The organism is Pseudomonas neustonica (genome assembly GCF_003797945.1).
GTDB classification, from domain to species: domain Bacteria; phylum Pseudomonadota; class Gammaproteobacteria; order Pseudomonadales; family Pseudomonadaceae; genus Halopseudomonas; species Halopseudomonas neustonica.
This window is the reverse complement of the sequence record NZ_RKKU01000006.1, coordinates 70,409-97,199: the sequence shown is the minus strand read 5'-3', so window position 1 is coordinate 97,199 and position 26,791 is coordinate 70,409. Positions and strand designations below refer to the sequence as shown.

The following is a 26,791-nucleotide window of genomic DNA, read 5'->3' as shown; positions in this document are numbered from 1 at the left end:
CAGAATTCGGGGGCATGATGCTGCAAAACATGAGGGACAGTGCGCAAAGCTGGGTCGCTAAGGTGATCGTTGGCGTCATTGTGCTGATATTCGCTTTGACTGGCTGGGAATCCATCAGCAGTTTCTCCAGTAATGCCGATAAGGCAGCAGAGGTCAATGGTGAGGTGATTTCCAAGCTGGAGCTCGAACAAGCTGTGGCCTTGCAGCGTCGCCAGTTGATTCAGCAGTTGCAGCAGATGGGCAATAACAGCTTCGATCCAAGCATGATCGATGAAAAATTTCTGCGTACCACTGTGCTGGATGGGTTGGTGGAGCGCTCGGTGCTTATTCAGGGCGCTCAAGACGCCGGGTTTAAGGTCTCCGACCAGATGATCGATCAGTTGATTCTGTCCACGCCCGACTTTCAGGTAAACGGCAAGTTTGACAGTGATCGTTTCGATATTGTCATCCGTAACATGGGCATGCCGTCGCGTATGGCATTCCGTGACCTGGTGCGCCAGCAGCTGCTGATTACCCAATATCGTAACGGCTATGAAGCGACTGCTTTTGCCACGCCTTCCGAGCGCCAGCAGTTGGCTGATCTGGAAAACCAGACGCGTGACTTCTCGGTCATCGAAGTGCCGGTTGGTGATGCCTCCGCCGTTAGCGTTTCTGATGAAGAGATCCAAGAGTATTACGCCAGTAATGCTCAACAGTTCATGACGCCTGAGCAGGTTGTGCTGGAAACCCTGACGTTGTCCCGTGCCGGTTTCTTTGACCGGGTTGATGTCAGTGAAGATGCGATCAAGGAAATCTACCAGCGCGAAATAGGCAATCTTGCTGAGCAGCGCCGGGCTTCCCATATTCTGGTTGAAGTAGCCGACAAAGAAGATGAGGCAGATGCCAAGGCGCGCATTGATGCAGCCGCTGCGCGTATCGCCGCTGGTGAAGACTTTGCCGCCGTTGCAGCAGAGGTTTCGGATGATAGCGGTAGCGCCCGTGATGGCGGCGACCTTGGCTATGTGATCAAGGGCAGTTTTGATCAGTCCTTTGACGATGCTCTGTTCGCCCTCGAAACCGGCGAAGTATCTGAGCCGGTGCGCACCAGCTATGGTTACCAGCTGATCAAGCTGACTGACCTTAAAGCACCTGAAGTACCAACACTGGAGTCCATGCGTGAGCAGTTGGTTCAGGAGTTGAAGTCAGAGCAGGTGGAGCGCGAGTTTGTTGATGCCTCTCAGGAATTGGCCAATCTGGCGCATGAAGCGTCTGACCTGGCAGAGCCAGCGTCTGCGCTCGGGCTTGAGATTGAAACCCTGGGGCCGGTTGAGCGCCTTGGCGGCGAAGGGCTGGCGAGTAATCCTAAAGTGATGAATGCCGCTTTCAGTGATGACGTGCTCAAGAAGGGCTACAACAGCGACCTGCTTGAGCTCGACGCGGACACAGTGGTAGTGGTTCGGGTTAAGCAGCATCTGCAATCCGAGCAGCGTCCTCTGGAAGAGGTCAAGCAGGAGATCAGCGAGCTGGTGGCCTATAACAAGGCCGAGCAGGCTGCAGCGGAACAGACAGACCAGTCTCTCGCCGCGTTGCGCTCTGGTGAGCTGACCGTCGATGCCTTGGCTGAGCAGCAGCAAACGCAGTGGCAGCAGTATGAGGCGGTTGGCCGCTCGTCCAGCGATTTGCCTACGCCGCTCTTGCGTAGTGTGTTCGCTATGCCCAAGCCTACGGCAGATCAGCCGGTGTATGCGCGTATCAAGCAGCCTGTGGGTGGCTTCTGGCTGGTTGCGCTGCGCGGCGTGGCTACCGCTGGCGATGTGCAGTCAGATGGCGGTGCGGCTTCTCAGTATCAGCAGTTTATTGCTGGTCAGTCAGGTCAGCAGGACTTCAGCGCTGCTCAAGAGCAACTGAGCACCGACGCGGATATTGAGCGTTTCTGATGTGATCTGGTTGCAGAGGTAACAAAAAAGGCGCTTCGGCGCTTTTTTTGTGCCCGTGCATTGGGCGGCTAGGGGAGGCATTAAAAAAAGGTGGTGACAGCTGTCACCACCGAAGACGAACGGCTTCGTATCTTGGGGGGGGCTTAGGAGCCGCTCGGAGCAGTCTATTGCAGAGCGAAGGAGTAATTCAGGATTAAACGGTTTTCGTCGATGTCGCGGGTGGCATTGGAGCGCACCATCGCGTTACGCCAGCGCACAGAAAGGTTTTTTAGCGGTCCGCTCTGTAGCGTATAGCTGACATCCAGGTCGCGTTCCCACTCACTTCCCTCGCTACTGCCAACCCTGAAGTTGTCGCCTTTGACGTAGCGTGTGAAGGCGCTAAGCCCGGGTACGCCGAGGCTGGCGAAGTTGATGTCATAGCGCGCCTGCCACGACTGCTCATCAGCGCGGGTAAAGTCGAGTATTTGCACATAGTTGGCAATATAGGGGTCGGTTTCCGCCAGATACGGGAAGGCGGTGTTGCCGTCACTGTGCTGATAGCCAAGGCGCAAGGTGTGAGCGCCGGTGGCTGCAGAAAGCATTAGTGATTTCATCTGGTGGTCGATGTCCAGTGACTGCCTGCCGTTGTCGCCGGTATCAAAGTAGGCAAGGTTGGCGCCGAGCATCCAATCGCCGATTGGCTGGTTATGTATCAGGTTGAATAGTGTCTGTTCATATACATCCTGTAGCTCAGCGCCCCACAGACCGACCTTGGTGTTACCGCTGTTAAAGCTGTAATTGCCGCCCAGATAGTTGAACCGATCAGCGCTGCCGCCCACGGTGGCGCGAATGTCTTCCGAGTTAGTGCTGTTGCGGTAGTTAACTTCACGCAACTGTCCGCCTTGCAGGTCCAGGTCCTCTATCTCGTTGACGGCTAGACTGGCTCCGGTGAATTCCTGAGGCAGTAGCCTGAGATCGCCTGAGGAAACGACAGGCAGTTTTGGCATCAAGCCGCCTACCTTCAAGACACTTTTGGAGAGGCGTAGCTTGCCCGCGGCAGTGGCTTCGCTGTAGCTGTCGGGGCCTTCGTTGCCGTAGCCGTTGGGCAGCAAACCGCTGCCGGCACGCTCGTCAGCAGAGTCGAGTTTTACCCCCAGGCCGGCGTAGACATCGACCCCAAAACCGATAAACCCCTCAGTGAAGCCGGACTCGGCTTTGAATATAAAGCCTTGAGCCCATTCTTCTGCCTTGGATTGCGCGCCAGGGTCACGGAAGTCGCGATTAAAGTAAAAGTTACGTAACTGCAGGCTTGCGCTCGCGTCATCGACGAAGTCGCCTGCCTGAGCATTGGCTGCTACCGTTCCTGTTAGCGCCAAAGCGATAGCGCAGGCAAGGGTGGATTTCTTCACATGCGTCATTGTTGTTCTCCTGATGTGATTTGCTGCGCTGCGATAGCGCTGAGTCACTAAAGCACGGAGGTCAGGAGTCAGCCTTACGACAATAGTATTAACGCTATTTCCGGATGCGTCTTGCCGAGCGGGTAGATAGCTTTGGAGAGCCTGTTTTTGAGGGGTAGGGTAGTGATTTACCCAGCAGTGGAAGGCTTCTTATTACTTTAGTCTAGTGCTGTTGCTGGGCTGCTTTTGCCAGGACCTGTCGGCGCGACAGGTCGCACGGTCTATTGCTACTCAGGACATGCCGTTGGCAAAGGCGGGGTTGCTCATATCGATGGCGGTGCGCACGGGTGCTAGCGCCTGCGCGTAACGCAGCAGAATATCCAGATTATAATTCAGGCGCTCGCGCAGGCGTTGATCGGCATCGGACTCCACCTCTGTGCCGTTAAGGACCTTACCGACGTTGCGCACAATCAGATGCTCGGGGATATAGCACAGGCGGCAGTTCTTGTAACTTGAGGCGCGCAGTTCGCTGACCGGGAAAGCACCCCCAACGCTGGCGGAGATCCCGCCCAGCATCGCTGGTTTGTGTGCCAGCTCAGCTTTGCTGGCGTACAGGAAGAAGTTCTTGATCGCAGGGCATGCCATGCCGTGCCACTCTGGAGCGAGAACGACGATGCCGTCGGCAGCGCTCAACTTGGCCGCTATTTCTGGCCAGGTTTGCGCATCTTCGCTTGGCCACATGGGTAGTGGCTGAGTACCCAGGTCTATTATCGACACCTGCGCTGTGCCGACCTGATGGTGCTCAATAAGAGCGTCATGGATGAACTGGGCAACCTTGCTGGTTTGGCTTTCGGGGCGGCCACTACCGGCGACGATGCAGATGTTTGTCATGCTGTGCTCCACTATGACTTCAGTGTAAAAATGTGCCCTAAGATTGGCACGCTTGGGCGTAAATTCAACCACAAAAACGCGACGTTCGTTCGCCTTCGGTCGTTCATTTTTGACAGCGGCAGCGGTGTTGGGCAGAGTAGCCGACCTTTGGGGGTTGCCTGGGCGAATGCTAAAGGCAGCAAGAGCTACTTTTGCTGGAGTACGCGGATGAACGCGGTAGTTGCGGCAGTCGCCGTCATGTTGGTGTTGAGTCTGTGTCGAGTACACGTGGTAGTAGCGCTTATTTTGGGCGCGCTCACCGGCGGATTACTTGGCGGGTTGGGGCTACAGGAGACGCTTGCGACCTTCCAGAATGGACTGGGCAAGGGCGCTAATATTGCTTTGAGTTACGCGCTGCTGGGTGCTTTCGCCGTTGCTATTGCCAAGTCAGGCTTGGCGCATGCGCTGGCGGACCGGGCGTTGCAGTTGGTAGACCGCCAACAGCAGGGCGGCGCAACGTTACTCAAGCTGTTATTGGTGGTTCTGCTTGGCGGCGTCGCTATTGCCTCGCAGAACGTGCTGCCGATCCATATCGCTTTTATCCCGCTCCTGGTTCCGCCTTTGCTTTACGTTATGGCACGCCTGAATCTGGATCGCCGCGCCGTCGCCTGTGTACTTACCTTCGGTCTTATCACGCCCTACATGTTTCTCCCTGTTGGCTTTGGCGGCATCTTTCTTAATGACATCCTGTTGGCCAATGTGGCTGAAAGCGGCGCCGAAGTGGCAGGTCTGGATGTGATGCACGCCATGGCGTTGCCGGCGCTGGGTATGCTGTTAGGCTTGCTCGTGGCGGTTTTCATCAGCTACCGCAAGCCGCGGGACTACGACGTCGCGCGTATTCGCCAGGTTGAGCGCATGGAAGGTGGTTACAGCCCGCTATCCTTGCTGGTTGCGCTTCTGGCGGTTATTGCTGCTTTTGTGATGCAGCTTTGGCTGGATTCAATGATCATGGGCGCGCTGGTCGGTTTCGTGATTTTTTCAGTATCGGGCGTGGTGCGCTGGAAGGATGCTGACGGCGTCTTTACTGAAGGCATGAAGATGATGGCGATGATCGGTTTCATCATGATCGCTGCGTCTGGCTTTGCCGAAGTCATGCGTGAGACCGGAGCAATTCAGACGCTGGTCGCCAGTTCGGCTGACATCATTGGCCACAATCGTGCGCTGGCGGCACTGCTGATGTTGCTGGTTGGACTGTTGATTACCATGGGCATTGGTTCGTCTTTCTCGACCATCCCGATTATTGCCGCTATCTATGTGCCGCTGGCCATGCAGTTGGGCTTCAGCCCGCTGGCGATCGTGGCGTTGGTGGGTACGGCGGCCGCGCTCGGTGATGCCGGTTCGCCTGCTTCAGATTCGACGCTGGGGCCAACAGCTGGTTTGAATGTGGACGGCCAGCATAACCATATCTGGGATACGGTAGTGCCAACCTTTTTGCACTACAACCTGCCACTGATTGCCTTTGGCTGGCTGGCGGTCATGGTGCTCTGATTGAGGTTGTCGACATAAAAAAAGCGCGCCTTGGCAACTGCCCAGGCGCGCTTTTTTATGCCGCGTTAGACGCGAAAGCGTTTCAATAACTCGTCTATCTGGCGGCCCAGGCTTGCCAGGTGTTGGCCCGCCTGCGCAGTTTCGCGCGCGCCATCGGTGGTTTCTCGAGCCAGTTCTGCGGCCTCTGTTACGTTGCGATTGACGTCTTCCACTACCGTGGATTGCTGCGTGGTTGCGCTGGCAATCGAGGCGTTGAGGGCGACCAGCTGTTGCATTGAGTGCGCAATCAATTCCAGTGCCTTGCCAGCCTCGTTCACCTGTTCGACGCTTTGCTGTGAGTGGCGGCTACTTTCGTTGATCACGCCGACCACGGTCTGGGTGTTGGTCTGCAGCTTGCTGATCATGTTGTGAATTTCTTCTGTCGACTGCTGGGTGCGTTGCGCCAGGTTGCGTACCTCGTCTGCAACCACGGCAAAGCCGCGTCCCATCTCACCGGCACGTGCTGCCTCAATGGCCGCATTCAGTGCCAGCAGGTTGGTTTGCTCGGCAATATTGCGAATCACATCCAGTACCGAGGTGATCTCGTGTGCGTCGCTGGAGAGGGTCTGCATGTGCTCAACGGCGGTCTGCACGCTGGTTGAGAGCAGGTTGATTTCCTGGATGGTTTTAGCAACCTGATGGCGGCCGTTGTTGGCACCTTCATTGGCATTTTCAACTTCTTGGGCAGCTGCATTGGCGTTCTGCGCTACATCCTGAACGCCATAGGTTATTTCGTTGATGGCGGTGGCCATCAGCTCCATACGTTCAGACTGGTTATTCATGTCGCGCAGGCTATTACCGCTGATTTGATCCAGTTGATGGCTTGAGCTGATCAGCTGTCGCGCGCTGTCGCCGAGCTGGTGGATGATGACTGCAAGGTTGCTGTTGAACTGGTTGAAGAAATGCGCAATCTGCGAGACCTCGTCGCGGGCGCCATCGTCAAGACGACGGGTAAGGTCAGCTTCTCCACTGGCTACGCCGCGCATGGCGTCGACCACGCTGTTAAGTGGTTGAGTGATGCTGCGGCCTATCAGGTAGAGCAGGGCGATCATGATCAAGGTGACCAGCGTCATGGTGACTACGGAGCTGGCAATAGCGCTTGCGAACTTGGCTTGCATGTCATCGATGTAGATGCCGGTGCCGACCATATAGTCCCAGGGTTTGAAGTGCTTGAACGCGGCGATCTTGGCGGTACCTTCTTCCTCACCAGGCTTGGGCCAGTTGTACTCAAAGCTGGCTGTGCCCTTGCTGCGCGCGAGTGCCACCATTTCACTGATGACATTGACGCCTTCGGTGTTACGCATGGTGGTGAGGTCAACGCCCACGGTCTGTGGTGCAAGCGGGTGCATGATCATGATGTTGTTCATGTCATTGACCCAGTAGTACTCGTTGTTGTCGTAGCGCAGGCTGCTGAGCGCAGACATGGCTTCTTTGCGGGCCTGCTCACCGGTGAGCTCGCCACTGAGTTCTTTCTGGTGATAGAAGCTCATCAGGTCATGGGCTATCTCGACCAGATGTGTAGCTTTGGTTATTTCGGCTTCGCGTATTTCTTTGTTTAGATGGGAGAGCGAGAGCCCCTGCATTATCAGGTTACTGACCAGAGCAATGATCAGGATCAGCCAGATTCGTTGACTGATTCGTATGCTGCGCAACAGCTTCATCTACAACCTCCATGCACTAATGGCGTACGGCTTTTGTTTTAATTGTTGTTATCGATGCTTAACTTGGTTCCCCAAGTAGCTGTTTCGTCAGTATCGGCAGGCGCGCTTATAACCTGAGCGGTATTTTTTTGGCATCAATGATGTCAATTTGACGTCATGTTGTGCCGGGATTCAAGTGTCAATCTGTTTCTGTGATTGCCCGGTATAAGATAGGAAGGTGTTTTGTATTCTGAACTGGTATAAAGGCGCGAAACTTGTCGCTGTTACGTTGGGCACTATCAAGGCGCAGGTTAGTCTATTGGGTTATCAGCAATAAGGATCTCAAATGCAGTCAGTCGTTAAATTGGTTTCGGTGTCTGCCTGGATGCTCTTGGCCGGGTTCAGTGCTGCTGCTCAGGCGGGCAGTAGCGATAATGGTATGGATGAGGCAGGCGCGTATCACGAGCAGCAAATTGTGGGCTGGATCGAGAAAGGGCTTATCCTGCCTGAACACACCGCCGTAAAGATCAAGGTGGATTCGGGTGCACTGACCTCGTCAATGCACGCGGTGAATCTTGAGAGCTATACGCATAACGGCAAACCTTGGGTGCGCTACGAGGTTCCGGTCAAAGACGCTGATACTGATGAGCTGGTCGTGATGCAGTTTGAGCGCCCGGTATTTCGCCGGATTCTGGTTCGCGGCGCAGGTGGTTCTGATCGTCGGCCGGTGGTGAAGATGTCAATCTGCATGGGCAATCAGGTCTACGAAGAGCAGTTCTCTTTGCGTGATCGCGGTGACATGACCTATCCAGTACTGATTGGCCGCCGTACTATCGAGCATATTGGCCTGATTGATGTATCCGATACCTTTCTACTCAAGCCGAGCTGTTCTCAGCAAGAGCATGAGGACGAGCGCGACAAGCAGCAGCGTATGCGAGATGACGAAAGCATGGTTGATGGCAGTGCGATTGATCAGCCAGAGCAGACTGAAGAAGAGCTGGAGGCCGAGGAGTAACCTCGGTTGATGCCGCCTGGCGCCGCTTAGCGGCGGCCAGGCGCTTGCATTACCACATCAGGTCGTCAGGCACCTGGAATGCAGCGTAGGGATCATCCTCTGCTACGGTGTCGGCTTTATTTTCAGCGACATAAACCGGCCAGTGTGGTGCTCGCTCACGGACTTTTTCGGCGATTTCCAGCGGGATCAACACAAAATTGCCAGAAAGGCGGGTGATACCCAGCTTGCCCCTACTGAGTAGGTCGAACTGTTCTTTGTTGACGTGGATCTTTTTGATCTTGTTCTTGCTCACAAACTGATAGGGCGTTTCTCCGCCACTACGGTCCAGTTTGCTGTTTTCCACCATCTGTTTGACCTGGGCTTCGCGCTCTTTACGTGCCGCTTCCTGCTGGCGCTGCTGATTGAGCTGACGATCACGTTCGGCTTTTTCGGATCGCGCCTGTGCGATAGCCTTGCCTGTATCTTCAGCAGGTGCGGTCTTGGCCGCTTTTTTCTTGGCGCGCTGGGCTTGCTTGAGTTTCTTCTCGTCAACCAGGCCGGTTTTGAGAAGCTGGGCTTGCAATGAATTGACCATGATCTGTAACTGTCTTGTCGGCGTCAGGCTGCAGGAGCCCGCACGCAAATGAATCCATGCCAGAGAGGCGGCGTTTGTGCCGCTAGTTTACCGGTTTTCTTCGCGCTCTTCCTCTGCTGCAAATTGAGCTTCACGTGCTTTCACGTTAGCGATGGTTTCTTTACTGACCTTGTTGCTATTGGCATTGTCTCGGAGCATCAAAAGACTGCCGACGATGCTGCCGAGTGCGAGCACTATGAATAGCCATCCATACCAGGGCATGGTGTTGATCCTTTTATCGAATGTGTATTCATCATGGCTGCTCTGTGGGCGCATGGCAAACCATAAGGCACAGAGCGATCGTTATTTCGGCGCCAGACAGGTGATAAATCAGTCTGCTGTGTTAATCAGGCTGCTTTTGTTGTGGCTTTACGTTGTCGCGTTGGGGTTGCCTGACAAGGCGTGGCTGAAGCAACCAGTCAAGACTTGTCGATGATTGAAGAAAACTCACGCAAGTGCTTGACTCCCTTGGTGGAATGTTTACAATGCGCGCCAGTTCAGACGCACTGTAAACCCCGGTTTAAAGCGTATTTGAGCTGATGCGCAGCGGTAGTTCAGTTGGTTAGAATACCGGCCTGTCACGCCGGGGGTCGCGGGTTCGAGTCCCGTCCGCTGCGCCATACAAGATAAACCCCAGTTGCTTGCGCAGCTGGGGTTTTTTGTTGCCTGTTTATTGCCTTTTGGGCTGTATTGGATCGATTGTTTCGCCATGCCAGGCGTGCAGCTTGTCGCGTATGTCTGAAAACATCGCATCGTATTCCTTGTGCTCTGACAGCGACAGAAATTCTGGCGACAGAGCCCCGTGACGGCGCAGCAGGTGATCAATATCGCTGGCGAAGTTAAAGGCAGTCTCACGGGGTAGCTCGAAATACTCTTCGATCGCTTCTTCATTGATCTGACCCTGCACGTCAAACCTCACCCTCTTGCCCTGATCAATCAGCCGGTAGGTGATGTCGATATGGAAGCCGATATCGCTCTCGAGCAGGCGCATACGCGCAAGGTGCAGGTGGCCGGGTTCAAACATCTTCGTTGTTTCCTGTTTATGACGTTGTCGGGTGTCGCATTTAATTGCCTGCGCTTTTTCGCGCGCGATATTTTTCCGACGCCATTGAAATGCCACTATGCATGAGTTTAGAATCGCACCTCTCTTGCATATCTCGTATAGCTATAACAAATCGCCAAAATTCGACATTTTGTTATTTGTTTCTAGCTGTTGAGTGCCTACCGCCTTTTAGGACTATCAATTCATGGAAGAACCTGCAGGTTCAATCAGTATGCGCTCTTTTCGAGCAACCTCGTTTGTATTGTCTATTGCGCTAGTGACTAGTAGCTGTAGCCAGGTTCAGCAGTTTTCCAGTAGCCATAGTGCAAAAATAAACTGCATAGCTGGGGGGATTGTTGGTGCGACGTTAGGAGCCGGAGTCGGCGCTGTTACTAAAGGTGATGACAAGGCCATTGCGTTGGGCGCTATCGCTGGCGGTGCAGCGGGTTGTGCCCTGGCGATGGCGTACAAAAGCCGGTTAGACAGGTTGGAGCAGATAGCCGCCAGAGAAAACGTGCGGTTACAGACTGAAACGCTGAAATCCGCCGGGCTTGGCGCATCTGATGTCGGCATTGTTGCCCAGGTTGAAGACCAGGGTATGTTTCCAACGGGCAGCGCCGAACTCTCTGCTAAAGGCAGGCGTCAGGTTACGAGTTTGGCTGAGGCTTTTGTTGGGGTGAGTGATACCGCTATATTGGTTGTTGGGCATACCGACGCCACTGGCAGTGCGGAATTGAACCAGGCGCTCTCAGAGCGCAGGGCTAAGGTAGTAGCCAGGATTCTGGAGCAGCAGGGTATCGCTGCTGATCGCTTGTTTTTTCAAGGCGCTGGCTCGTCCAGACCGGTGGCCGACAATAGCGATCCGCTACTGCGTGGAAAGAATCGACGGGTCGAAATAGTCGAGGTGGACGATCGCGCGACGCTAATGGCTCGGCTCAGCTCAGAGCGTAACAACCCCAAATACTTGAGCTACGGAACCTCCACGAGAGCAAACGCTACTCGCTCGCAAGCCGCTGCTCCGCCAGCCGCAAGAACGGGCGTATTAGTAGGTCAAACGGAGCCCGTCAAGCCAGCACCGCAGCGAGTTGAGCTGCGTGAGGATGCGCGCTTTGCTGTTGATTTTGGTGGAGTTCCTGTCTCAACGGGCCGCTGGGAGTTGGGGAGTGCTATCGCGCCCAAGTCTGCTGGTTTCTCGTTTATACCAACCGCGCATGCGGCAGACATGCCAGTGGTCAGTTGCGATCAAGACCTTCCACGCAAAAGTGGCGAGGCGGTGAGTCTTGCCAGCGGTGATGCGCTGGAGACGCGTAATACCACTGATTACTTGCCGGGTTACAACAATCGGGTCTGGGCGCAAACAGTTCATGGCCACCTGGTCACTATTTCGCCGGTATCTATTCTGCGTGACTCCGCCGCAGTGGGTCGTCAGCCGTTCATTCAGATCGTCGAGCAATACAGTGAAGGCAACCGGAATGCCAGCTTCAAAGGTAATGCCATTGCCAACACCTACGAAGGCGAAAGCCGCGTGCTTTATCGTGTTTTTCTGACCGATTCGCCATCGCCTGTTTCTTGCCTGGATGTTGTCTTTAGCAAGGGTAGTTCTCAAGCAACGGACGGCGTGTTGATTTATCCAGACCAGCGCGGAGAGAGCTATACCGCGAAATTTGTACCTTTGCGTACTTAACCGGAGAGTGCTTTAAATGGAAGATTTTAGTTTCAACGCATTGATGGCGCTCGCGCTGGCCAACAAGTTAATAACCGGGTCGATTCTTTCGGCACTTATATCGTTGTTGCTCATTGTTATTTACTGGGACAAGGTCCGCTACTTTGTCATGCGTGTATGGCATGGCATCCCTGTCATAGGAACCGTAGCCCGGCTAGCGCGCTCCAGTACCAGCTCTGACAGCAAAGGCTGGCTGCTCAGCGAGGTCAGCTTGAGTAATGACTACTACGACTACTATCAGGAAGTGGGTGATAAAAGTTCCGAGTATTACAACAAGTGTGAGTCCTATCTGGACACCATAGGTGAAGGTGGTCGACGTGAACGTCCAGCCTGGGTGTTGGTACTTGTTTTTCTACTCATCCTTTTTGAGGCGGTGGGTTTTGCATACGTGCTGGTGCCCTTTATCAACCAGAACCTCTCGTCGAACGATCAGGCTTATCTTGGTTGGATGGCGGCGTTCCTGCTTTCCATTATCTCTGCAGGCTTTGCCGAGGCGGCGGGGCGCGCGCTACATCATAATTCTCTGGTGAACAAGGCTAGGCATTGGTGGGAGGGTGACGCAGACCCGAGCAAGGTCAATCCGCTGAAGCAGGTTCAGCCCGGCGTTCGTATCAAAGAAACCGAGAAAGATGAGCAGGCCAAGGACTACAACCGCATCCTCGCGCGTATTGTCACTAATCAGACGGTGACACCCCGCCACGGCTGGATAGTAGGTTGTGTTTTGGTAGTGCTGATTATGGCGTGTGCTGCCTTTGGTATCCGTGCCTATCAGCTTAAAAGTATCGAGACAGAAATGGTCTCCAGCCCGGATGTATTTGCTCAACAGAGCTATGAGCAAAGCGCCAGCCCCTTTGACCTTCCCGCTGAGTCGGCTTCGGTAAACGAAGTGTCGGAAGACAGCGCGCTGACCGATAAGATGGACGCCATTCGCAGTGCTTCCTTGATTACCTTTATCGTGCTGTCGGTTATCTATGTGGCTATTCAGGCGGTTAGCGTATGGCTTGCCTCGATATTCGGTTTTGCTGGTGTGGAGTCCAAGAAGGCCTGGTTCTACACGCATAAATTTAATAATGCGGCTGAACTTGAACGCTGGATGGAGACGCAACGTACAAAAATTGCGGCGCATGCAGATCATAAACTGCGCATGCTACAGATGAAGTTGGCTAAGCGAACGACTACTAATAGTGCGGTGCAGACCGCCATTAGTGGTGCGCAATCACGTGACTTTAACGCCTATGTAGTGCGTATGAGAGCTGAAGCCAGTACCCATCAGACGCAGCCAAGCCCCAGTTCGGTTGCGTCAGCGGTTGAGGCTAGCCCTTTGGCCGAACCGGCGGCACCGAAACCGCTTGCTGTAGAGCAGTCTGCCCCCACTGCGGCGCCAGTGCAGCAGACACTGGAGGCATCCCCTGCTGAGGACGCATTGGCGGGCCTGCGCAATAAGGATTTGACTGCATTCAGCGACGAGCAACTGCGCACTGTATGCACTGCCAAAGGCTATGACTTTGCTGCCGTGGCTAGCTTGCGTGCGGATCAACAGTTGTTGAAAGACTTTGATGAGGCATAAATCGATGAATCTCAAGCTGATTACTGCCTGCTTGCTTGGATTTTCATGTTATGCCAATGGGTCTGAGCGTAATGACATTCCGGACTGTTATCAACACGCTAACGTAGAGGAGTTTCGTCAGCCGGGTAGTGGCCGGCAACTTACGGTTATTGTTGATCAAACAGTCTTGATGCCAGAAAGTATTCAGCGGGCCGCGTGGGGGCAAATTGATCGATTCGTGGCGTCAGGCGATGAAGTCAAACTCTACAGTTTTTCGGCTTTTTTGCCCTCCCAGTTTATGCAGCTTCAGTTCTCCGGTGAGCTGAACTCGCCGCTTCCTGAGGCGGTACGAGATGACGTCGGCATGCAGTCGTTGAGAGCCTTCGATGCTTGCGTTAGCGAACAGAGAGCCTTTTTCCAAAAGCGTTTCGGGCGTGAGTTTGTGGCAGTTCTGAGGGCTGCTTCAGAAGATATACCGCGCAGTGAGATATTCCACTCGCTGCGTGATATTGGTTCAGATTTGAAATCCTCACCCGCCCGCGAGCGAGTGATTTTACTTATGTCTGACATGCTCGAAAATAGCGACTTCGGGTCCTTCTATGCCAACCGTCGTATCCGTGATCTCAATCCTCAAGCGGAGCTGGATAAAGTGGCGAGCGTCCAACTCTTTGCTGATTTGGATGGCGCGCGAGTCTATGTTGCCGGTGCTGGCCTGATTACCAAGGATGTAAACCAGGCTTACCGTTCAGGTCGAACGATTGAGCTGCTTGAGGCCTTTTGGCATGGCTACTTTAACGGGTCGAACGCCGAGCTGGTCGCGTTTGGCGCGCCGTCCCTAAACGTCGATATCAAATAATCTTGCTATGGCCAAGCCAGGCTGAGCCTGCGTTTGGCTTTAGTGGGTAGTGCACACTGTCGAGCCCTCGAAAGTAGTGCGCGCGTTACGCCAGTGCCGCATTTAGAGCGGTCAACCACGGCGGTTGACGCTTATCAGCAAAGTCTCTACTCTTCACGCCTGCTTCAGGTTCCCTCTTTTCGCAGAGGGTGAAACTGGGAAGCCGGTGCGTCTGTCCAGCAGACAATTCCGGCGCTGCCCCCGCAACGGTAAGCGATGTTCGCCTCATGGCGATGCGCCTGATAACACCACTGTGCTGTTCATGCATGGGAAGGTTCAGGCCGCAGGATCTATTGATCCGTTCGTAAGCCCGGAGACCGGCCTGTCGCGATTCACAACAGTGCGGTGGGCGCTGTAGGTGCGCGGCCCCTCTATGCTTGTTGCCGTTCCCCTGCCTCCGTCACTGTTATTCTCAGTCAGTGTCGTGCGGGTGGGTACGACGGAGCAATTACGCAGTATGAAAACCTTTTTACGTGCCCCTTTGGCACTGGCCCTGTGCGGCCTGTCTTCTCTTTCCCTTGCCGATACGCTCAGCCTGAATGACCAGGTTGTGACCGCAACGCGCACCAGTCAATCCAATAGCATTGCGGCGACCAGCGTGTTTGATCGCGCCGACATTGAGCGCTTGCAGGCGACCAGCGTGGATCAGGTATTGCGCCGCGTCCCCGGCATCAGCATTACCAACAACGGTGGGCCGGGCAAGGCCATGACCCTCAGTATTCGTGGCACCAGCAAATCGCACGTGCTGGTGTTGATCGATGGCGTTCGTATGGGCTCTGCTACCTCGGGTGTTGCGGCGCTGCAGAATCTGCCGGTAGAGCAAATTGAGCGTATTGAGGTGGTTCGTGGCCCTCGCTCCAGCCTGTATGGCGCAGACGCCATTGGCGGTGTTATTCAGGTCTTTACCCGCAAGGGCGAGGATGGCGGTATCACCCCCTATTTCTCCACGACGGTGGGCAGTGCCCAGCATCTTGGCGGAACGGCGGGTGTTTCCGGCGGTACTGATGATGCATGGTACAACCTGGGCATCAGTAGCCTGAAAACCGAAGGTATCGATGCTCGCCCCTCCAGAGAGCGGGATCATGACGGTTATCGTGAGTTGTCAGGTAGTCTCTCGGGTGGCTATCGCTTTGCTAACGGTCTGCTGATCGACGCTCACTTGCTGCAGGTTGAGTCGCATAACGACTATGACTCTGGTACTGATGCCAATGCTGATGATGTGCTCAGGGTGTATGGCGCTCGTGCGCGCTTTGCGCTGGCGAGCTTCTGGGATGTGACACTGCAGGCCGGTCGCAGCGAGGAGCAGAACGATAATTTTAAAGGCAGTACGTTCAACTCAAGTTATGACACTCAGCGCGATAGCTTCAGTTGGCAGAATGATTTTCATCTGGCCGATAACCAGTTGCTGACACTTGGCTATGACTGGCTTGAAGACGAAATCAGCAGCAGTGTCAGCTATCCGGAAAAGAGCCGCTATAACCACGGTCTGTTTGCACAGTACCTGGGGCAGGCAGGCCGGCATGACTGGCAGGTCAGCTTGCGCCACGACGATAACGAAGCCTATGGCGAGCACACCACAGGAAGCCTGGGTTATGGCTTTGCGTTGACCGACAGTGTCAGCTTTGCTGCCAGTTACGGCACGGCTTTCAACGCTCCCACCTTTAACCAGCTGTATTACCCCAGCTTCGGTAACCCCGATATTCAGGCTGAAACCGCGAAAAACCTTGAGGTTGGACTGCGCGGCCAGCATAGCTGGGGCAGCTGGTCGGCCAATGCATTCAAGAACGATATCGATGACATGATCTCGACCGTGACTGTTGGTGGCGTCTCGCTGGCCGAAAACGTTGATAAGGCAGAGATCAAAGGCCTTGAGTTCGAGGTGCTTACCCAACAATTGGGCTGGAACTGGCAAGCCAACCTGACGTTGCAGGACCCAAAAAATCGCTCGCACAAAACCACCGATGGTGACCTGATCAGGCGTACGCCTGAGCAGATATTCAACCTGGATGTGGATCGTCGCTTTGGTCGCATCGGTCTGGGTGCCACTGTGCATGCAGAAGGGCGGCGCTGGGAGAATACGTCCAATACCGAAGATTTACCGGGTTACAACACCGTTGACCTGCGGGCTGAATATTGGCTGAGCCATGCATGGCGAGTGCAGGCACAGGTCACCAACCTGTTTGATACCGATTATGAAACTGCCGCAACCTACCAGCAGCCAGGCCGCGCGGGGTATCTGACCCTGCGTTATCAGGCGATGTAGGTTCGGCGGTTCGATTACGCATGCCGTCTCAAGGGGAGTCGGCAGCATGGGACGTCTGTGGTCGAAACGGCCGCAGACGTTTTGCTGTTTTAACGAGGAGAATGAATATGCTGAACCTGTCGAGAACGACCCAGCTTTATATCGGTATCGCGCTGATGGCACTGATGGCCATGACGCGGGGTAGTCACTTCCCGCTACACAATCTGCCGAGTGCATCATGGGCGGTCTTTTTTCTCGCGGGTGTGTTGCTGCGACCTAAATGGGTGTTTCCGTTGTTGTTTGCTGAAGCGACCATAATTGATGTGCTCTCGGTCGGCTGGATCAACGCCGGACATCACTGCATGACCGTGGCTTACTGGATGCTGGTTCCGGCCTATGCTGCCTTGTGGTTTGGTGGCCGTCTATACGCTGGCTGGCATCGCGATCAAGCTGGCTCACTGGCGGTTCTGGTACCGGTGATGGCACTGAGTGCTCTGGTTTGCAACGTGCTTTCCAGCGGTGGGTTCTATTTTTTCTCTGGACGTTACGAGGCGCCTACCGTCGCTGGCATGGTTGAGCGTATCGGTCACTACTACCCGCAGTACCTGAGCTCGTTAGCGCTCTACGTCGGTATTGCTGTCGTGCTGTACGTGGGCGCGCGCAGTGCTCAGTTGCTCATGTCCAACAAGAGCCATCAGGCATGAGTGAGCAGGATCAGGGGCGCGATGAGCGCCATCGCCAGCGCATGCAGCGCAAGAAGGCGGTGGTGGATGAAAAGATCGCCACCGCCCAGCAAGAGCGCGGTGTACTCCTGGTGAATACCGGCAACGGCAAGGGCAAAAGCAGCTCAGGCTTTGGTATGGCTGCACGAGCGCTGGGCCATGGGATGCGTGTCGGTATTGTGCAGTTTATCAAGGGTGCCAAGAGCACCGGCGAAGAGAATTTCTTTCGGCGCTTTCCGGACGAAGTACGCTATCACGTGATGGGCGCGGGCTTTACCTGGGAGACGCAGGATCGCCAGGATGACATAGTCAAGGCCGAGGCGGCCTGGGCCGTCGCCGTCGAATTGATGCGCGATCCCGAGGTATCACTGGTGCTGCTCGATGAACTGAATATCGCTCTCAAATACGGCTATTTGCAGCTGGATCAGGTGATCGCCGATATTCAGGCAAGGCCTGCTCATCAGCATGTAGTGGTTACCGGTCGAGGGGCGCCGCCAGCACTGGTTGAGGCAGCCGATACCGTGACGGATATGGGCGTGGTTAAACATGCTTTCAAGGCCGGTATCAAAGCGCAGAAGGGAGTTGAGTTTTGACTACAAGACAGTGCCCGGCGGTATTGATCGCCGCACCTGCCTCGGGGCAGGGCAAAACCACCGTCACCGCGGCGCTGGCGCGCAGACATCGCCAGCTTGGCCGCAAGGTACGGGTGTTCAAGTGCGGCCCGGACTTCCTTGATCCGATGATTCTTGAAGTGGCCAGCGGCGCCCCGGTGCACCAACTGGATTTATGGATGGTAGGGCTGGAACAATCGCAGCGCCTGCTCTGGGAAGCGGCGGGTGAGGCTGACCTGATTTTGATTGAAGGTGTCATGGGGCTATTTGACGGTACACCGTCCGCTGCCGATTTGGCGCGTCAGTTTGGCGTCCCCGTGTTGGGCGTAATTGATGGCTCGGGTATGGCCCAAACCTTCGCCGCCATGGCCTTTGGCTTGGCCCACTTCCAACCGGACCTGGCGTTTGCCGGCATTCTGGCCAACAAGCTGGGCAGTGCCCGACATGCCGAGATCTTGCGTGACAGCCTGCCAGCGGACATCCGCTGGTTTGGTGGTTTGCCGCGTTCGCCCGACATTGCCTTGCCCAGCCGCCACCTGGGGCTGGTGCAGGCCGATGAATTGGCCGATCTTGATGCCCGGCTGGATGCGGCAGCCGCAGCGTTGGCGGATAGCGTAGATGATGCCTTGCCAGCCTCGGTGAGCTTCACCGCGCCGCAAGTGCAGACTCTGCCGCCGCTGCTCGCGGGCGTCAGTATTGGCGTGGCACGTGACAGTGCTTTTGCCTTTGTCTACCAGGCGAATCTTCAACTGCTGCGCGCATTGGGCGCCGAGCTGGTGTTCTTCTCGCCAATGCATGATACGCATCTGCCCGCGGTCGATAGCCTATACCTACCGGGCGGCTACCCCGAGTTACACGCCGCGCAGCTGGCCGGCAACAAAGCGATGCAGGCGGAGATCGCCGAACATCATCTGCAGGGTAAGCCGTTAGTGGCAGAGTGCGGTGGCCTGCTGTATCTGCTCGATAGTCTGACTGACCTGCAGGGCGAGCGGTTTGCCATGGCGGGCCTGCTTAGCGGTGATGCGGTGATGCAGAAGCGCTTGGCTGCACTCGCTTTGCAGGCGGTGGAGCTGCCGGAAGGCAAGCTGCATGGCCACACCTTTCACCATTCACAGTTAACCACCGAGATGCAGCCGCTGGTGCGCGGCGAGTGCCCCAACTATCGGCGCACGGCTGAGGCGGTTTATCGCATTGAGCGCCTGACCGCGTCCTATGTGCATTTTTATCTGCCGGGTAATCCGCAGGCTGCTGCGGCCCTGTTTCGTCCGTGAGTGACGATCACGCCTATTCCTCCGCCGAACGCGACGCGGTTTATCGGGCGATTCGTGAGCGCCGAGATATGCGTCACTTTATCGGCGGAGTGGTGCCTGATGCGTTATTGCAACGGTTGCTGCAGGCGGCGCACCACGCGCCCAGCGTTGGCCTGATGCAGCCTTGGCGGTTTGTTCGGGTGCGTCAGCAGGCGCTGCGTGAGCAGATACATCAACTGGTAGAGACCGAGCGACTGGCGACCGCCGAGGCTTTGGGCGTGCGCTCGGAGGAGTTCATGCAACTGAAAGTACAGGGCGTGCTCGACTGCGCCGAGGTACTGGTCGCGGCGCTGCCCGAGGGGCGCGAGGCGCACGTATTTGGCCGCCGTACCTTGCCGGAGATGGACCTGGCCTCACTTTCCTGCGCTATTCAGAATCTGTGGCTGGCAGCGCGCGCAGAGGGCCTGGGCATGGGCTGGGTCTCGTTATTTGAGCCGCAGGCGTTGGCTGACTTGCTGCAGATGCCGCCGGGTGCCAAGCCGGTGGCGATACTTTGTTTGGGCCCGGTTGCCGAGTTCTACGCTCAGCCGATGCTGGTTCAAGAAGAGTGGGCCGATGCCCGGCCGTTATCGGAGTTGCTGTTTTGCGATCAATGGGGAGCGACCGAATGAGTGAATGCATAGCCCTGGGTGGCCCGCAGCGCATCGTTTGCCTGTCTACCGAAACCTGCGAGGTGCTGTATCACCTGGGTGAGCAGCAGCGGATTGTCGGCATTTCCGGTTTTACCGTAAGACCGCCGCAAGCGCGGAAGGAGAAGCCCAAGGTGGCGGCTTTTACCTCGGCGAAAAGCGAAGAGATTCTGGCGCTTGAGCCTGATCTGGTGCTCGGTTACTGCGACCTGCAGGCCGGTATTCTTGCCGACCTGGCGCGTGAGGGCCTGGAGGTGCATCTGTTCAATCAACGCAGTATTGCCGGTATTTTGCGCATGATCTCGACCTTGGGTGCACTGGTGGGCGCGCACGAGCGCACGGCCCAGCTGATCGCGGAGCTGGAGGAGGGGTTGTTGCAGGCACGCAATGCGGGTTGCCGCGAAGGGCGTCGTCCCCGCGTCTACTTTGAAGAGTGGAACGATCCGCTGATATCCGGCATAGGCTGGGTGAGCGAGTTGATTGAGCTCGCCGGAGGCGAAGACTGTTTCGCCGAGCTGGCGAGCAAGCCCAGTGCCAAAGAACGAATTATCAGCGATCCGCAGGAGGTGGTCAGGCGCGCGCCGGATATCATCATCGGTTCCTGGTGCGGCAAACGGTTTCGGCCGGAGCAGGTGCAGGAGCGTGCCGGCTGGCAGAGTATCCCCGCGGTCCAATCCGGGCAGTTGCATGAGGTCAAGTCGGCCGACATTTTACAACCCGGTATAGGCGCACTGACCGATGGTTTGCAGCACCTTTCGCGCATTATTCGCAACTGGCACGCTGCATGAGCGCCCTGCTGGCCGCGGCCATACTGGGCGTCTTGCTGGATCGCTTGCTGGGCGAGCCTGTCCGCTGGCATCCGCTGGTTGGCTTTGGTCGCTGGGTACAGTTTCTGGAGCAGCGTCTCAATCAACCGCACAGCATCGCCAAAGGGGCGCTGGCCTGGTGTTTGGCTGTGCTTCCGTTAACGCTTGTGGTCTATGGCTTGGTGCAACTGCCCTGGTTTGGCTGGGCGTTCTCGGTGCTATGTCTTTATCTATGCCTGGGTGGACAAAGCCTGGTCGCCCATGCCAAGCCGATAGCGGTGGCACTGCAGCAAGGCAACTTGCCCCTGGCACGTGAGCTGGTGGGGCGCATTGTGAGCCGGGATACCAGCCAGCTGGACGAGCAGGGCATAGCCAAAGCGACAGTAGAGTCGGTGTTGGAGAATGGCAGTGATGCGGTCTTTGCCGCGTTATTCTGGTTTTTGCTGCTGGGCGCTCCCGGAGTGGTCTTGTACCGCTTGAGCAATACCCTCGATGCTATGTGGGGCTACCGCACACCGCGCTTTCTGTTATTTGGCCGCGTGGCCGCCAGAATGGATGACGTGCTGAATTACCTGCCGGCTCGTTTGGTTGCGCTGAGCTATAGCCTCTGTGGCAATCTGAGCCGCGGTCTGCATTGTTGGCAAACCCAGGCTGCCGCATGGGATAGCCCCAATGCCGGTCCGGTGATGGCCGCTGGAGCCGGTGCGCTAGAGTTGCAACTGGGCGGTGCGGCGGTTTATCACGGCAAACTGACTGAACGCCCGCCGCTGGGCATAGGTGATGCGTCCAGGGCAGAGGACATCCTGCGCGCTTTGCAGTTGGTTCGCCGCAGTCTAGTGCTCTGGTCGCTGCTGCTAGTGCTGTTATGGGGGGCAAGTCATGCTTGAACACGGCGGACGCTTACAACATGCAGCCAGCGAGTTCGGCGTGCCGCTTGAGCAATGGCTCGACTTGTCTACCGGGCTCGCGCCCTATCACTGGCCTGTACCCGCGTTGCCCCAGTCAGTCTGGAGCCGTCTGCCTGAAACCGAGGACGGACTCAGTCAGCAGGCGCAAGACTATTATGGCGCACCTCGCGCGTTGCCAGTAGCAGGTTCGCAGGCGGCCATTCAGGCGCTGCCGACACTGCGCAAACCTTGCCGCGTGGGGATTCTGGAACCGACCTACGCCGAGCATCGTCTGGCCTGGGAGCGCGCTGGTCACCAGTTGGTCAGCGTGACCACGGAGCTGCTGCCAGCCTGTCTTGATCAACTGGATGTGCTGGTGGTGGTCAACCCCAACAACCCAACCGGACAATTGCTGAATAGCGAACTGCTGCTGAATTGGCACCAGCGTCTGGTCAGCCGGGGTGGATGGTTAGTGGTTGATGAGGCTTTTATGGACCCGACGCCGGAATACAGCCTATCGGCGCATAGTCATGCTCCTGGTTTGATCGTATTGCGCTCGCTCGGCAAATTTTTCGGTCTGGCGGGCCTGCGGCTGGGCTTTGTGCTGGCAGAGGAACAATTGTTGGCAGCTCTTGAAGAGCAGCTCGGTCCGTGGGCGGTGAGTGGACCTGCGCGTGCGGTAGGCCGGTCCGTGCTGGCAGACCGGCTGACTCAACAGTTGTGGCGCAGTCGTTTGCATATGGATAGCCAGCGTCTGCGACGTTTGCTGGACTCGGTCGGGTTAGCGTCGGGTGCCGGCTGCGGCTTGTTTCAATGGCGTCTCTTGGGACAGCAGTCGGCGCAGCAACTTTACAAGGACTTGGCCAGTCGCGGTGTACTGGTGCGCGTGTTTAACGAGCTGGGCGGGCTGAGATTTGGTTTGCCGCGCTCGGAGGCGCAGTGGCAGCGTCTGGAAAGTGCCTTGCGAGACAGCATGAAGGAGTTGGCATGGGCAGTTTGATGGTGCAGGGCACTACCTCGGATGCGGGCAAAAGCACGCTGGTCAGTGCACTCTGTCGCTGGCTGGTACGCCAGGGCGTGGCTGTCGCCCCGTTCAAGCCGCAAAACATGGCACTGAATGCGGCGGTAGCTGCAGACGGTGGCGAGATCGGTCGAGCCCAGGCTGTCCAGGCGCATGCCGCGCGTATCAGTGCTCATACCGATATGAACCCGATCCTGCTCAAGCCCAACAGCGATGTGGGCGCGCAGGTAATCATTCAGGGGCAGCCGATCGGTAATATGGATGCGGTCGCTTATCACGCCTACAAACCGGTCGCCATGCAGGCAGCATTGGCAGCCTATCGACGCCTGAGCGAGCGTTATCCTGTAGTCATGGTCGAGGGCGCTGGTTCACCGGCGGAGATCAATCTGCGTGAGGGCGATATTGCCAATATGGGCTTCGCCGAAGCGGTCGATTGTCCGGTTATTATCATCGCCGATATCGATAAGGGCGGCGTATTTGCGCATCTTGTAGGAACACTTGAGTTACTCTCGCCGAGTGAGCAGGCGCGGGTTAAAGGGTTTGTCATCAACCGTTTTCGTGGCGATATTGCCTTGTTGGAGCCAGGTTTGCGCTGGCTGGAAGAGCGCACCGGTAAGCCGGTGCTGGGTGTATTGCCCTACCTGCACGACCTGCATCTAGAGGCAGAAGATGCGGTTGATACTCGCCAGGTGGCCAAGCAGGCCGAATGCCTGAAGGTGGTGGTGCCGGTAGTACCGCGTATCAGCAACCATACCGATTTTGATCCCCTGCGATTGCATCCGCAGGTCGAGCTGGCGTTTGTCGGCCCCGGTCAGCCCATACCCGCGGCCGATCTGATTATTCTGCCGGGTTCAAAGAGTGTTGCCGCTGACCTCGACTTTTTACGCAAGCACGGCTGGGACAAGGCCTTGGCGCGTCATTTGCGTTATGGCGGTAAGGTGCTGGGGATCTGTGGTGGCTTTCAGATGCTGGGCAAGGGGCTGGCCGATCCCTTGGGGCTTGAAGGACCCGCCGGCAGCGTTGCCGGGTTAGGCCTGCTGGATATGCAAACCGAGCTGCGCGCAGCCAAGCAGTTGACCAATGTTACCGGTGTGTTGTCGCTTGAGCAGGCCAGCGTCAGTGGATATGAGATTCATGCCGGAATCAGCCAGGGTCGGGCACTGGCGCAACCGCTGGTATATCTGCACGGTGGCGGCATGGATGGCGCGCTGAGCGAGGACGGGCAGGTGGCGGGCACCTACCTGCATGGTTTTTTTGAGCAGTCGGCCACGCAACAAGCCGTGCTGCGTTGGGCCGGGCTTGCCCGCGCCGAAGGCATGGATTACGCAGCCCTGCGGGAACGAGACCTGGAGCGTCTGGCCGACCTGGTCGAGGCGCATCTTGATACGACGCAACTGCGCCTGCTATGCGGTATAAACGATGCATGAATTGATTTTGGGTGGTGCCCGTTCGGGCAAAAGCCGGTTAGCCGAGCGGCTGGCGGCTGAGTGCGGTCTGCCTGTGACCTATATTGCGACCTGCCAGCCACGCGATCAGGAGATGCGCGATCGGGTGGTACAGCATCGTGCCCAGCGTCCGGCTGACTGGGCTCTGGTTGAGGAGCCGACTTCCCTGGCGCAGGTGCTGCGCGAGCACGCCGCAACAGATCGCTGTTTGCTGGTCGACTGCCTTACTCTCTGGGTGAGTAACCTGCTGCTCAGCCCGGACGAGCAGGATTGGACACGTGAGCGCCAGGCGTTGTTTGATTGCCTGCCCGAGTTACCGGGCAGGATCATTATGGTGAGCAATGAAACAGGCTTGGGTGTCGTTCCCATGGGCGAGCTTAGCCGCCGTTTTGTCGATGAGTCTGGCTGGCTGCACCAGCAGCTGGCAGAGCACTGCGACCGGGTAGTATTCTGCATTGCGGGTTTACCGCAGACCTTAAAGGGAGAAAAGCTGTGAATGGCACTTGGTGGCAGGCAGCAGCACGCGTTCCGGACGCGGGTAGGCGAGCACAGGCGCTGGCGCGGCAGCTGCAGTTAACCAAACCGCAGGGTTCGCTCGGTCGTCTTGAGCAGTTGGCAGTTACCCTGGCGGGTTTGCAAGGTCGCAGCGATCCTTCGGTAGAGCGTATCTGGATATCCATTTTTGCTGCGGATCACGGTATCGCGCAGGAGGGAATTTCGGCTTTTCCGCAGGAAGTAACCGGCCAGATGCTGGCCAATTTTGCGCAGGGCGGCGCTGCCATCAGCGTGTTGGCGCGTCACCTGGGCGCTGAACTCGAACTGCTCGAGTTGGGGCTGGTACAAGAGAGTGTGCCATTGCCTGGCGTGCGTCAGTTGAGGATTGCTGCCGGCACGGAGAATTTCCTTCATCAACCGGCCATGACCAGCGTCCAGTGTGCGCACGCCTTGCTAGCAGGCCGTGAGGCACTGCAGCGCGCGCTGGAAAAGGGCGCGGATCTGTTTATCGGTGGCGACATGGGGATAGGTAACACCAGCAGTGCCTGTGCCCTGGCCTGTTTGTTACTTGATCAGCCAGCCAAGCGCCTGGTGGGTGCTGGCACCGGTATGAAGGACAGCGGTCTGCAGCACAAAACCCAGATCATTGAAGCCGCATTAAAACTGCATCGACCCATGGTTGACTCACCCTTGGAGGCGTTGACTCGCGTGGGTGGACTGGAAATTGCGGGTTTGGCTGGCGCCTACATCGCAGCCGCGCAGGAAGGCATGCCGGTGTTGGTAGATGGCTACATATGCACTGCCGCCGCACTGTGCGCAGTACGCATGAATCCGGGCATCGCACCCTGGCTGCTCTACAGTCATCGCAGTGCCGAGACCTGCCATCAGGAGTTGCTTGATGCGCTGGATGCTGAGCCCTTGGTGTCATTGGAGATGCGCCTGGGTGAGGGCAGTGGTGCCGCCATGGTAGTGCCGCTGCTGCAAGCGGCTTGCCGTCTGCACAACCAGATGGCGACCTTCCAGGAGGCAGCGGTCTCCGGTAGCCGCTTGTGATGGTCCGGCTCGACTTTTTACGTCATGGCGAGACCGAGCAGGGCGGCGGTTTGCGTGGCAGTCTGGATGATCAACTCACCGCCGCGGGTTGGCAGCAAATGATAGCCACCACCGCTGTTGCCAGTGGCTGGCAGCGTATTGTCAGCTCGCCGCTGCGTCGCTGCGCGCACTTTGCCGAACGCCTTGCCGAGGAGCGCGGACTGCCCATTGAGTACAACGACAATTTGCGTGAGCTGCACTTTGGCGATTGGGAAGGTAAGCACCCAAGCGAGTTGATGCTTGACCAGGCTGATGAACTGGGCCGCTTTTGGACCGATCCCTATGCCTACACGCCGCCCGGTGCCGAGCCAATGCGGGATTTTGCTGCGCGCATAGACACCACTCTTCAGACTTTACATTTAGCCTACGCCGGGCAGCGGATACTGGTGGTATCGCATGCCGGCGTGATGCGACTTTTGCTCGCCCGTGCGCGTGGGCTGGCGCCTGCTGACCTGCTTCAGGTTGTGGTCGGCTACGCTGAGTTAGTGGGCCTTGAGTTTGCTCCGCAGCAGGGGCTGAAAGAGGTCGGCTTATGATGCCCTTTGCCTTGGCGTTGCAGTTTTTGACCCGCCTGCCGGTGCGTCTGCGCCGTGATCCAAGCGCTCAGGAGAGCGCCGAGTCGCTGCTCTGGTACCCGCTGGTTGGTTTGTTGCTGGGCGCGCTATTGCTCACGGCCAACCTATTGCTTGGTAGCGTTGACCCTGTGCTGCGAGCCGCCATCTTGATTGCCTTATGGGTCTGGCTGAGCGGTGGTCTGCACCTTGATGGCCTGGCGGATACTGCGGATGCCTGGGTGGGTGGCTATGGTGACCGAGCGCGCACACTGGCGATTATGAAAGACCCGGCTTGCGGACCGATAGGCGTCATCGTGCTATTGCTTTGTCTGCTGCTGAAATACACCGCCCTGGTGCTCTTGCTGCAACAGCAATCCTGGCTTTTGCTGTTAATTGCTCCCTGGCTGGGCCGTTGTCTATTACCCCTGTTGCTATTAACCACACCCTACGTGCGCGCGGGTGGGCTGGGCGAGAGCCTGACCCGTGAGATGCCGCGTTCGAAGCTAAAGTGGGTCTTGCTGCTTAATGCCGTATTGCTGCTCTTTTGCGGCGTAGCAGGGGCGTTGTCTCTATTTGTAGCGGCAGGGCTGGTGCTGTACGGACGTCATCTGTTGCTGCAACGTCTCGGCGGGACGACCGGCGATACCGCTGGAGCACTGCTGGAAATAGTCGAGTGTGCGGTCCTGGTAGCGGCGGCCAGCTTTTTGCTTTGACGCTGGCGTGGGAGCGGAACTTTACCTGGCCATTTTCATCT

At 56.8% G+C, this 26,791-nt stretch carries 24 protein-coding genes, 1 tRNA gene, 2 pseudogenes and 1 riboswitch; of the genes and pseudogenes, 20 read left to right on the top strand and 7 right to left on the bottom strand.

The genetic code is table 11. The features are described from left to right. The first annotated feature begins 14 nt into the window (after positions 1-14). Complete coding sequence (locus EF096_RS07380; protein ID WP_123888987.1) at positions 15-1,916, top strand: SurA N-terminal domain-containing protein; 1,902 nt, start codon at positions 15-17, stop codon at positions 1,914-1,916. Between the two features lie 164 nt (positions 1,917-2,080). On the opposite strand, the gene EF096_RS07375 is transcribed toward EF096_RS07380, so the two are convergent. Further along, positions 2,081-3,304 (bottom strand): OprD family porin, encoded by a 1,224-nt coding sequence (locus tag EF096_RS07375; RefSeq protein WP_123889047.1) that lies wholly within the window; start codon positions 3,302-3,304, stop codon positions 2,081-2,083. 279 nt (positions 3,305-3,583) lie between these two features. Then, complete coding sequence (locus EF096_RS07370) at positions 3,584-4,183, bottom strand: NADPH-dependent FMN reductase (RefSeq protein WP_123888986.1); 600 nt, start codon at positions 4,181-4,183, stop codon at positions 3,584-3,586. Positions 4,184-4,390: 207 nt separating this feature from the next. Here EF096_RS07370 and EF096_RS07365 point away from each other — a divergent pair, with 207 nt between their 5' ends. Further along, the gene (locus EF096_RS07365; RefSeq protein ID WP_123888985.1) at positions 4,391-5,710 is read left to right on the top strand and encodes a Na+/H+ antiporter family protein; all 1,320 of its coding nucleotides are present in this window, start codon (positions 4,391-4,393) and stop codon (positions 5,708-5,710) included. Positions 5,711-5,775: 65 nt separating this feature from the next. Here the strand turns inward: EF096_RS07365 and EF096_RS20905 are convergent, their stop codons facing one another. Both EF096_RS20905 and EF096_RS20900 read right to left on the bottom strand, forming a co-directional pair. Then, positions 5,776-6,501, bottom strand: a complete 726-nt coding sequence (locus EF096_RS20905) for a methyl-accepting chemotaxis protein (RefSeq protein ID WP_456239104.1) — start codon at positions 6,499-6,501, stop codon at positions 5,776-5,778. Positions 6,502-6,648: 147 nt separating this feature from the next. After that, a pseudogene (locus EF096_RS20900) lies at positions 6,649-7,332 on the bottom strand (cache domain-containing protein); the annotation flags it as partial. Between the two features lie 403 nt (positions 7,333-7,735). On the opposite strand from EF096_RS20900, the gene rloA3 reads away from it, so the two are divergent. Continuing rightward, on the top strand, positions 7,736-8,404 hold the full coding sequence (gene rloA3, locus EF096_RS07355) for a retropepsin-like aspartic peptidase RloA3 (RefSeq protein ID WP_218565738.1): 669 nt from the start codon (positions 7,736-7,738) through the stop codon (positions 8,402-8,404). 49 nt (positions 8,405-8,453) lie between these two features. On the opposite strand, the gene EF096_RS07350 is transcribed toward rloA3, so the two are convergent. After that, positions 8,454-8,978 carry a DUF2058 domain-containing protein gene (locus tag EF096_RS07350; protein WP_123888983.1) on the bottom strand — a complete coding sequence of 175 codons (525 nt, stop codon included), beginning with the start codon at positions 8,976-8,978 and terminating at the stop codon, positions 8,454-8,456. 179 nt (positions 8,979-9,157) lie between these two features. Then, positions 9,158-9,239, bottom strand: a pseudogene (locus EF096_RS20895) (DUF2897 family protein); the annotation flags it as partial. A gap of 321 nt (positions 9,240-9,560) precedes the next feature. On the opposite strand from EF096_RS20895, the gene EF096_RS07340 reads away from it, so the two are divergent. Beyond that, positions 9,561-9,637: transfer RNA gene (locus EF096_RS07340), tRNA-Asp, on the top strand. Positions 9,638-9,687: 50 nt separating this feature from the next. Here the strand turns inward: EF096_RS07340 and EF096_RS07335 are convergent. Continuing rightward, positions 9,688-10,041 (bottom strand): DUF5064 family protein, encoded by a 354-nt coding sequence (locus tag EF096_RS07335; protein WP_123888981.1) that lies wholly within the window; start codon positions 10,039-10,041, stop codon positions 9,688-9,690. Between the two features lie 436 nt (positions 10,042-10,477). On the opposite strand from EF096_RS07335, the gene EF096_RS07330 reads away from it, so the two are divergent. The 16 genes from EF096_RS07330 to EF096_RS07255 all read left to right on the top strand — a co-directional run bounded on the left by EF096_RS07330 (position 10,478) and on the right by EF096_RS07255 (position 26,750). Beyond that, positions 10,478-11,743, top strand: a complete 1,266-nt coding sequence (locus tag EF096_RS07330) for an OmpA family protein (RefSeq protein WP_218567534.1) — start codon at positions 10,478-10,480, stop codon at positions 11,741-11,743. 16 nt (positions 11,744-11,759) lie between these two features. Then, complete coding sequence (locus EF096_RS07325) at positions 11,760-13,349, top strand: SPOR domain-containing protein (protein ID WP_123888979.1); 1,590 nt, start codon at positions 11,760-11,762, stop codon at positions 13,347-13,349. 4 nt (positions 13,350-13,353) lie between these two features. Beyond that, complete coding sequence (locus tag EF096_RS07320) at positions 13,354-14,184, top strand: hypothetical protein (RefSeq protein WP_123888978.1); 831 nt, start codon at positions 13,354-13,356, stop codon at positions 14,182-14,184. Between the two features lie 149 nt (positions 14,185-14,333). After that, positions 14,334-14,563: riboswitch (cobalamin riboswitch) on the top strand. Between the two features lie 117 nt (positions 14,564-14,680). Continuing rightward, positions 14,681-16,486: a TonB-dependent vitamin B12 receptor gene (gene btuB, locus EF096_RS07315; RefSeq protein ID WP_123888977.1), complete on the top strand. Its 1,806-nt coding sequence runs from the start codon at positions 14,681-14,683 to the stop codon at positions 16,484-16,486. 107 nt (positions 16,487-16,593) lie between these two features. Continuing rightward, entirely contained in the window at positions 16,594-17,169 is a 576-nt protein-coding gene (locus EF096_RS07310; protein ID WP_123888976.1) for a hypothetical protein, read from the top strand. After that, entirely contained in the window at positions 17,166-17,780 is a 615-nt protein-coding gene (gene cobO / locus EF096_RS07305; protein WP_123888975.1) for a cob(I)yrinic acid a,c-diamide adenosyltransferase, read from the top strand. The genes EF096_RS07310 and cobO overlap by 4 nt, the downstream gene beginning before the upstream one ends. Then, the gene (locus EF096_RS07300; protein WP_123888974.1) at positions 17,777-19,069 is read left to right on the top strand and encodes a cobyrinate a,c-diamide synthase; all 1,293 of its coding nucleotides are present in this window, start codon (positions 17,777-17,779) and stop codon (positions 19,067-19,069) included. Before cobO ends, EF096_RS07300 begins: the two co-directional genes overlap by 4 nt. Beyond that, positions 19,066-19,719, top strand: a complete 654-nt coding sequence (bluB, locus tag EF096_RS07295) for a 5,6-dimethylbenzimidazole synthase (protein ID WP_123888973.1) — start codon at positions 19,066-19,068, stop codon at positions 19,717-19,719. Before EF096_RS07300 ends, bluB begins: the two co-directional genes overlap by 4 nt. Next, positions 19,716-20,525 carry a cobalamin-binding protein gene (locus EF096_RS07290; RefSeq protein WP_235869659.1) on the top strand — a complete coding sequence of 270 codons (810 nt, stop codon included), beginning with the start codon at positions 19,716-19,718 and terminating at the stop codon, positions 20,523-20,525. The genes bluB and EF096_RS07290 overlap by 4 nt, the downstream gene beginning before the upstream one ends. Next, the gene (gene cbiB / locus EF096_RS07285) at positions 20,522-21,430 is read left to right on the top strand and encodes an adenosylcobinamide-phosphate synthase CbiB (protein ID WP_123888972.1); all 909 of its coding nucleotides are present in this window, start codon (positions 20,522-20,524) and stop codon (positions 21,428-21,430) included. The genes EF096_RS07290 and cbiB overlap by 4 nt, the downstream gene beginning before the upstream one ends. Then, complete coding sequence (cobD, locus tag EF096_RS07280; RefSeq protein ID WP_123888971.1) at positions 21,423-22,430, top strand: threonine-phosphate decarboxylase CobD; 1,008 nt, start codon at positions 21,423-21,425, stop codon at positions 22,428-22,430. The genes cbiB and cobD overlap by 8 nt, the downstream gene beginning before the upstream one ends. Then, entirely contained in the window at positions 22,418-23,878 is a 1,461-nt protein-coding gene (locus EF096_RS07275; RefSeq protein ID WP_123888970.1) for a cobyric acid synthase, read from the top strand. The genes cobD and EF096_RS07275 overlap by 13 nt, the downstream gene beginning before the upstream one ends. Continuing rightward, positions 23,871-24,392 (top strand): bifunctional adenosylcobinamide kinase/adenosylcobinamide-phosphate guanylyltransferase, encoded by a 522-nt coding sequence (cobU, locus tag EF096_RS07270; protein WP_123888969.1) that lies wholly within the window; start codon positions 23,871-23,873, stop codon positions 24,390-24,392. The genes EF096_RS07275 and cobU overlap by 8 nt, the downstream gene beginning before the upstream one ends. Beyond that, entirely contained in the window at positions 24,389-25,444 is a 1,056-nt protein-coding gene (cobT, locus tag EF096_RS07265) for a nicotinate-nucleotide--dimethylbenzimidazole phosphoribosyltransferase (protein WP_123888968.1), read from the top strand. The genes cobU and cobT overlap by 4 nt, the downstream gene beginning before the upstream one ends. After that, positions 25,441-26,019, top strand: a complete 579-nt coding sequence (locus tag EF096_RS07260) for a histidine phosphatase family protein (RefSeq protein WP_123888967.1) — start codon at positions 25,441-25,443, stop codon at positions 26,017-26,019. Before cobT ends, EF096_RS07260 begins: the two co-directional genes overlap by 4 nt. Then, positions 26,016-26,750, top strand: coding sequence for an adenosylcobinamide-GDP ribazoletransferase (locus tag EF096_RS07255; protein WP_123888966.1), 735 nt, complete (start codon positions 26,016-26,018; stop codon positions 26,748-26,750). Before EF096_RS07260 ends, EF096_RS07255 begins: the two co-directional genes overlap by 4 nt. Positions 26,751-26,791 lie beyond the last annotated feature (41 nt).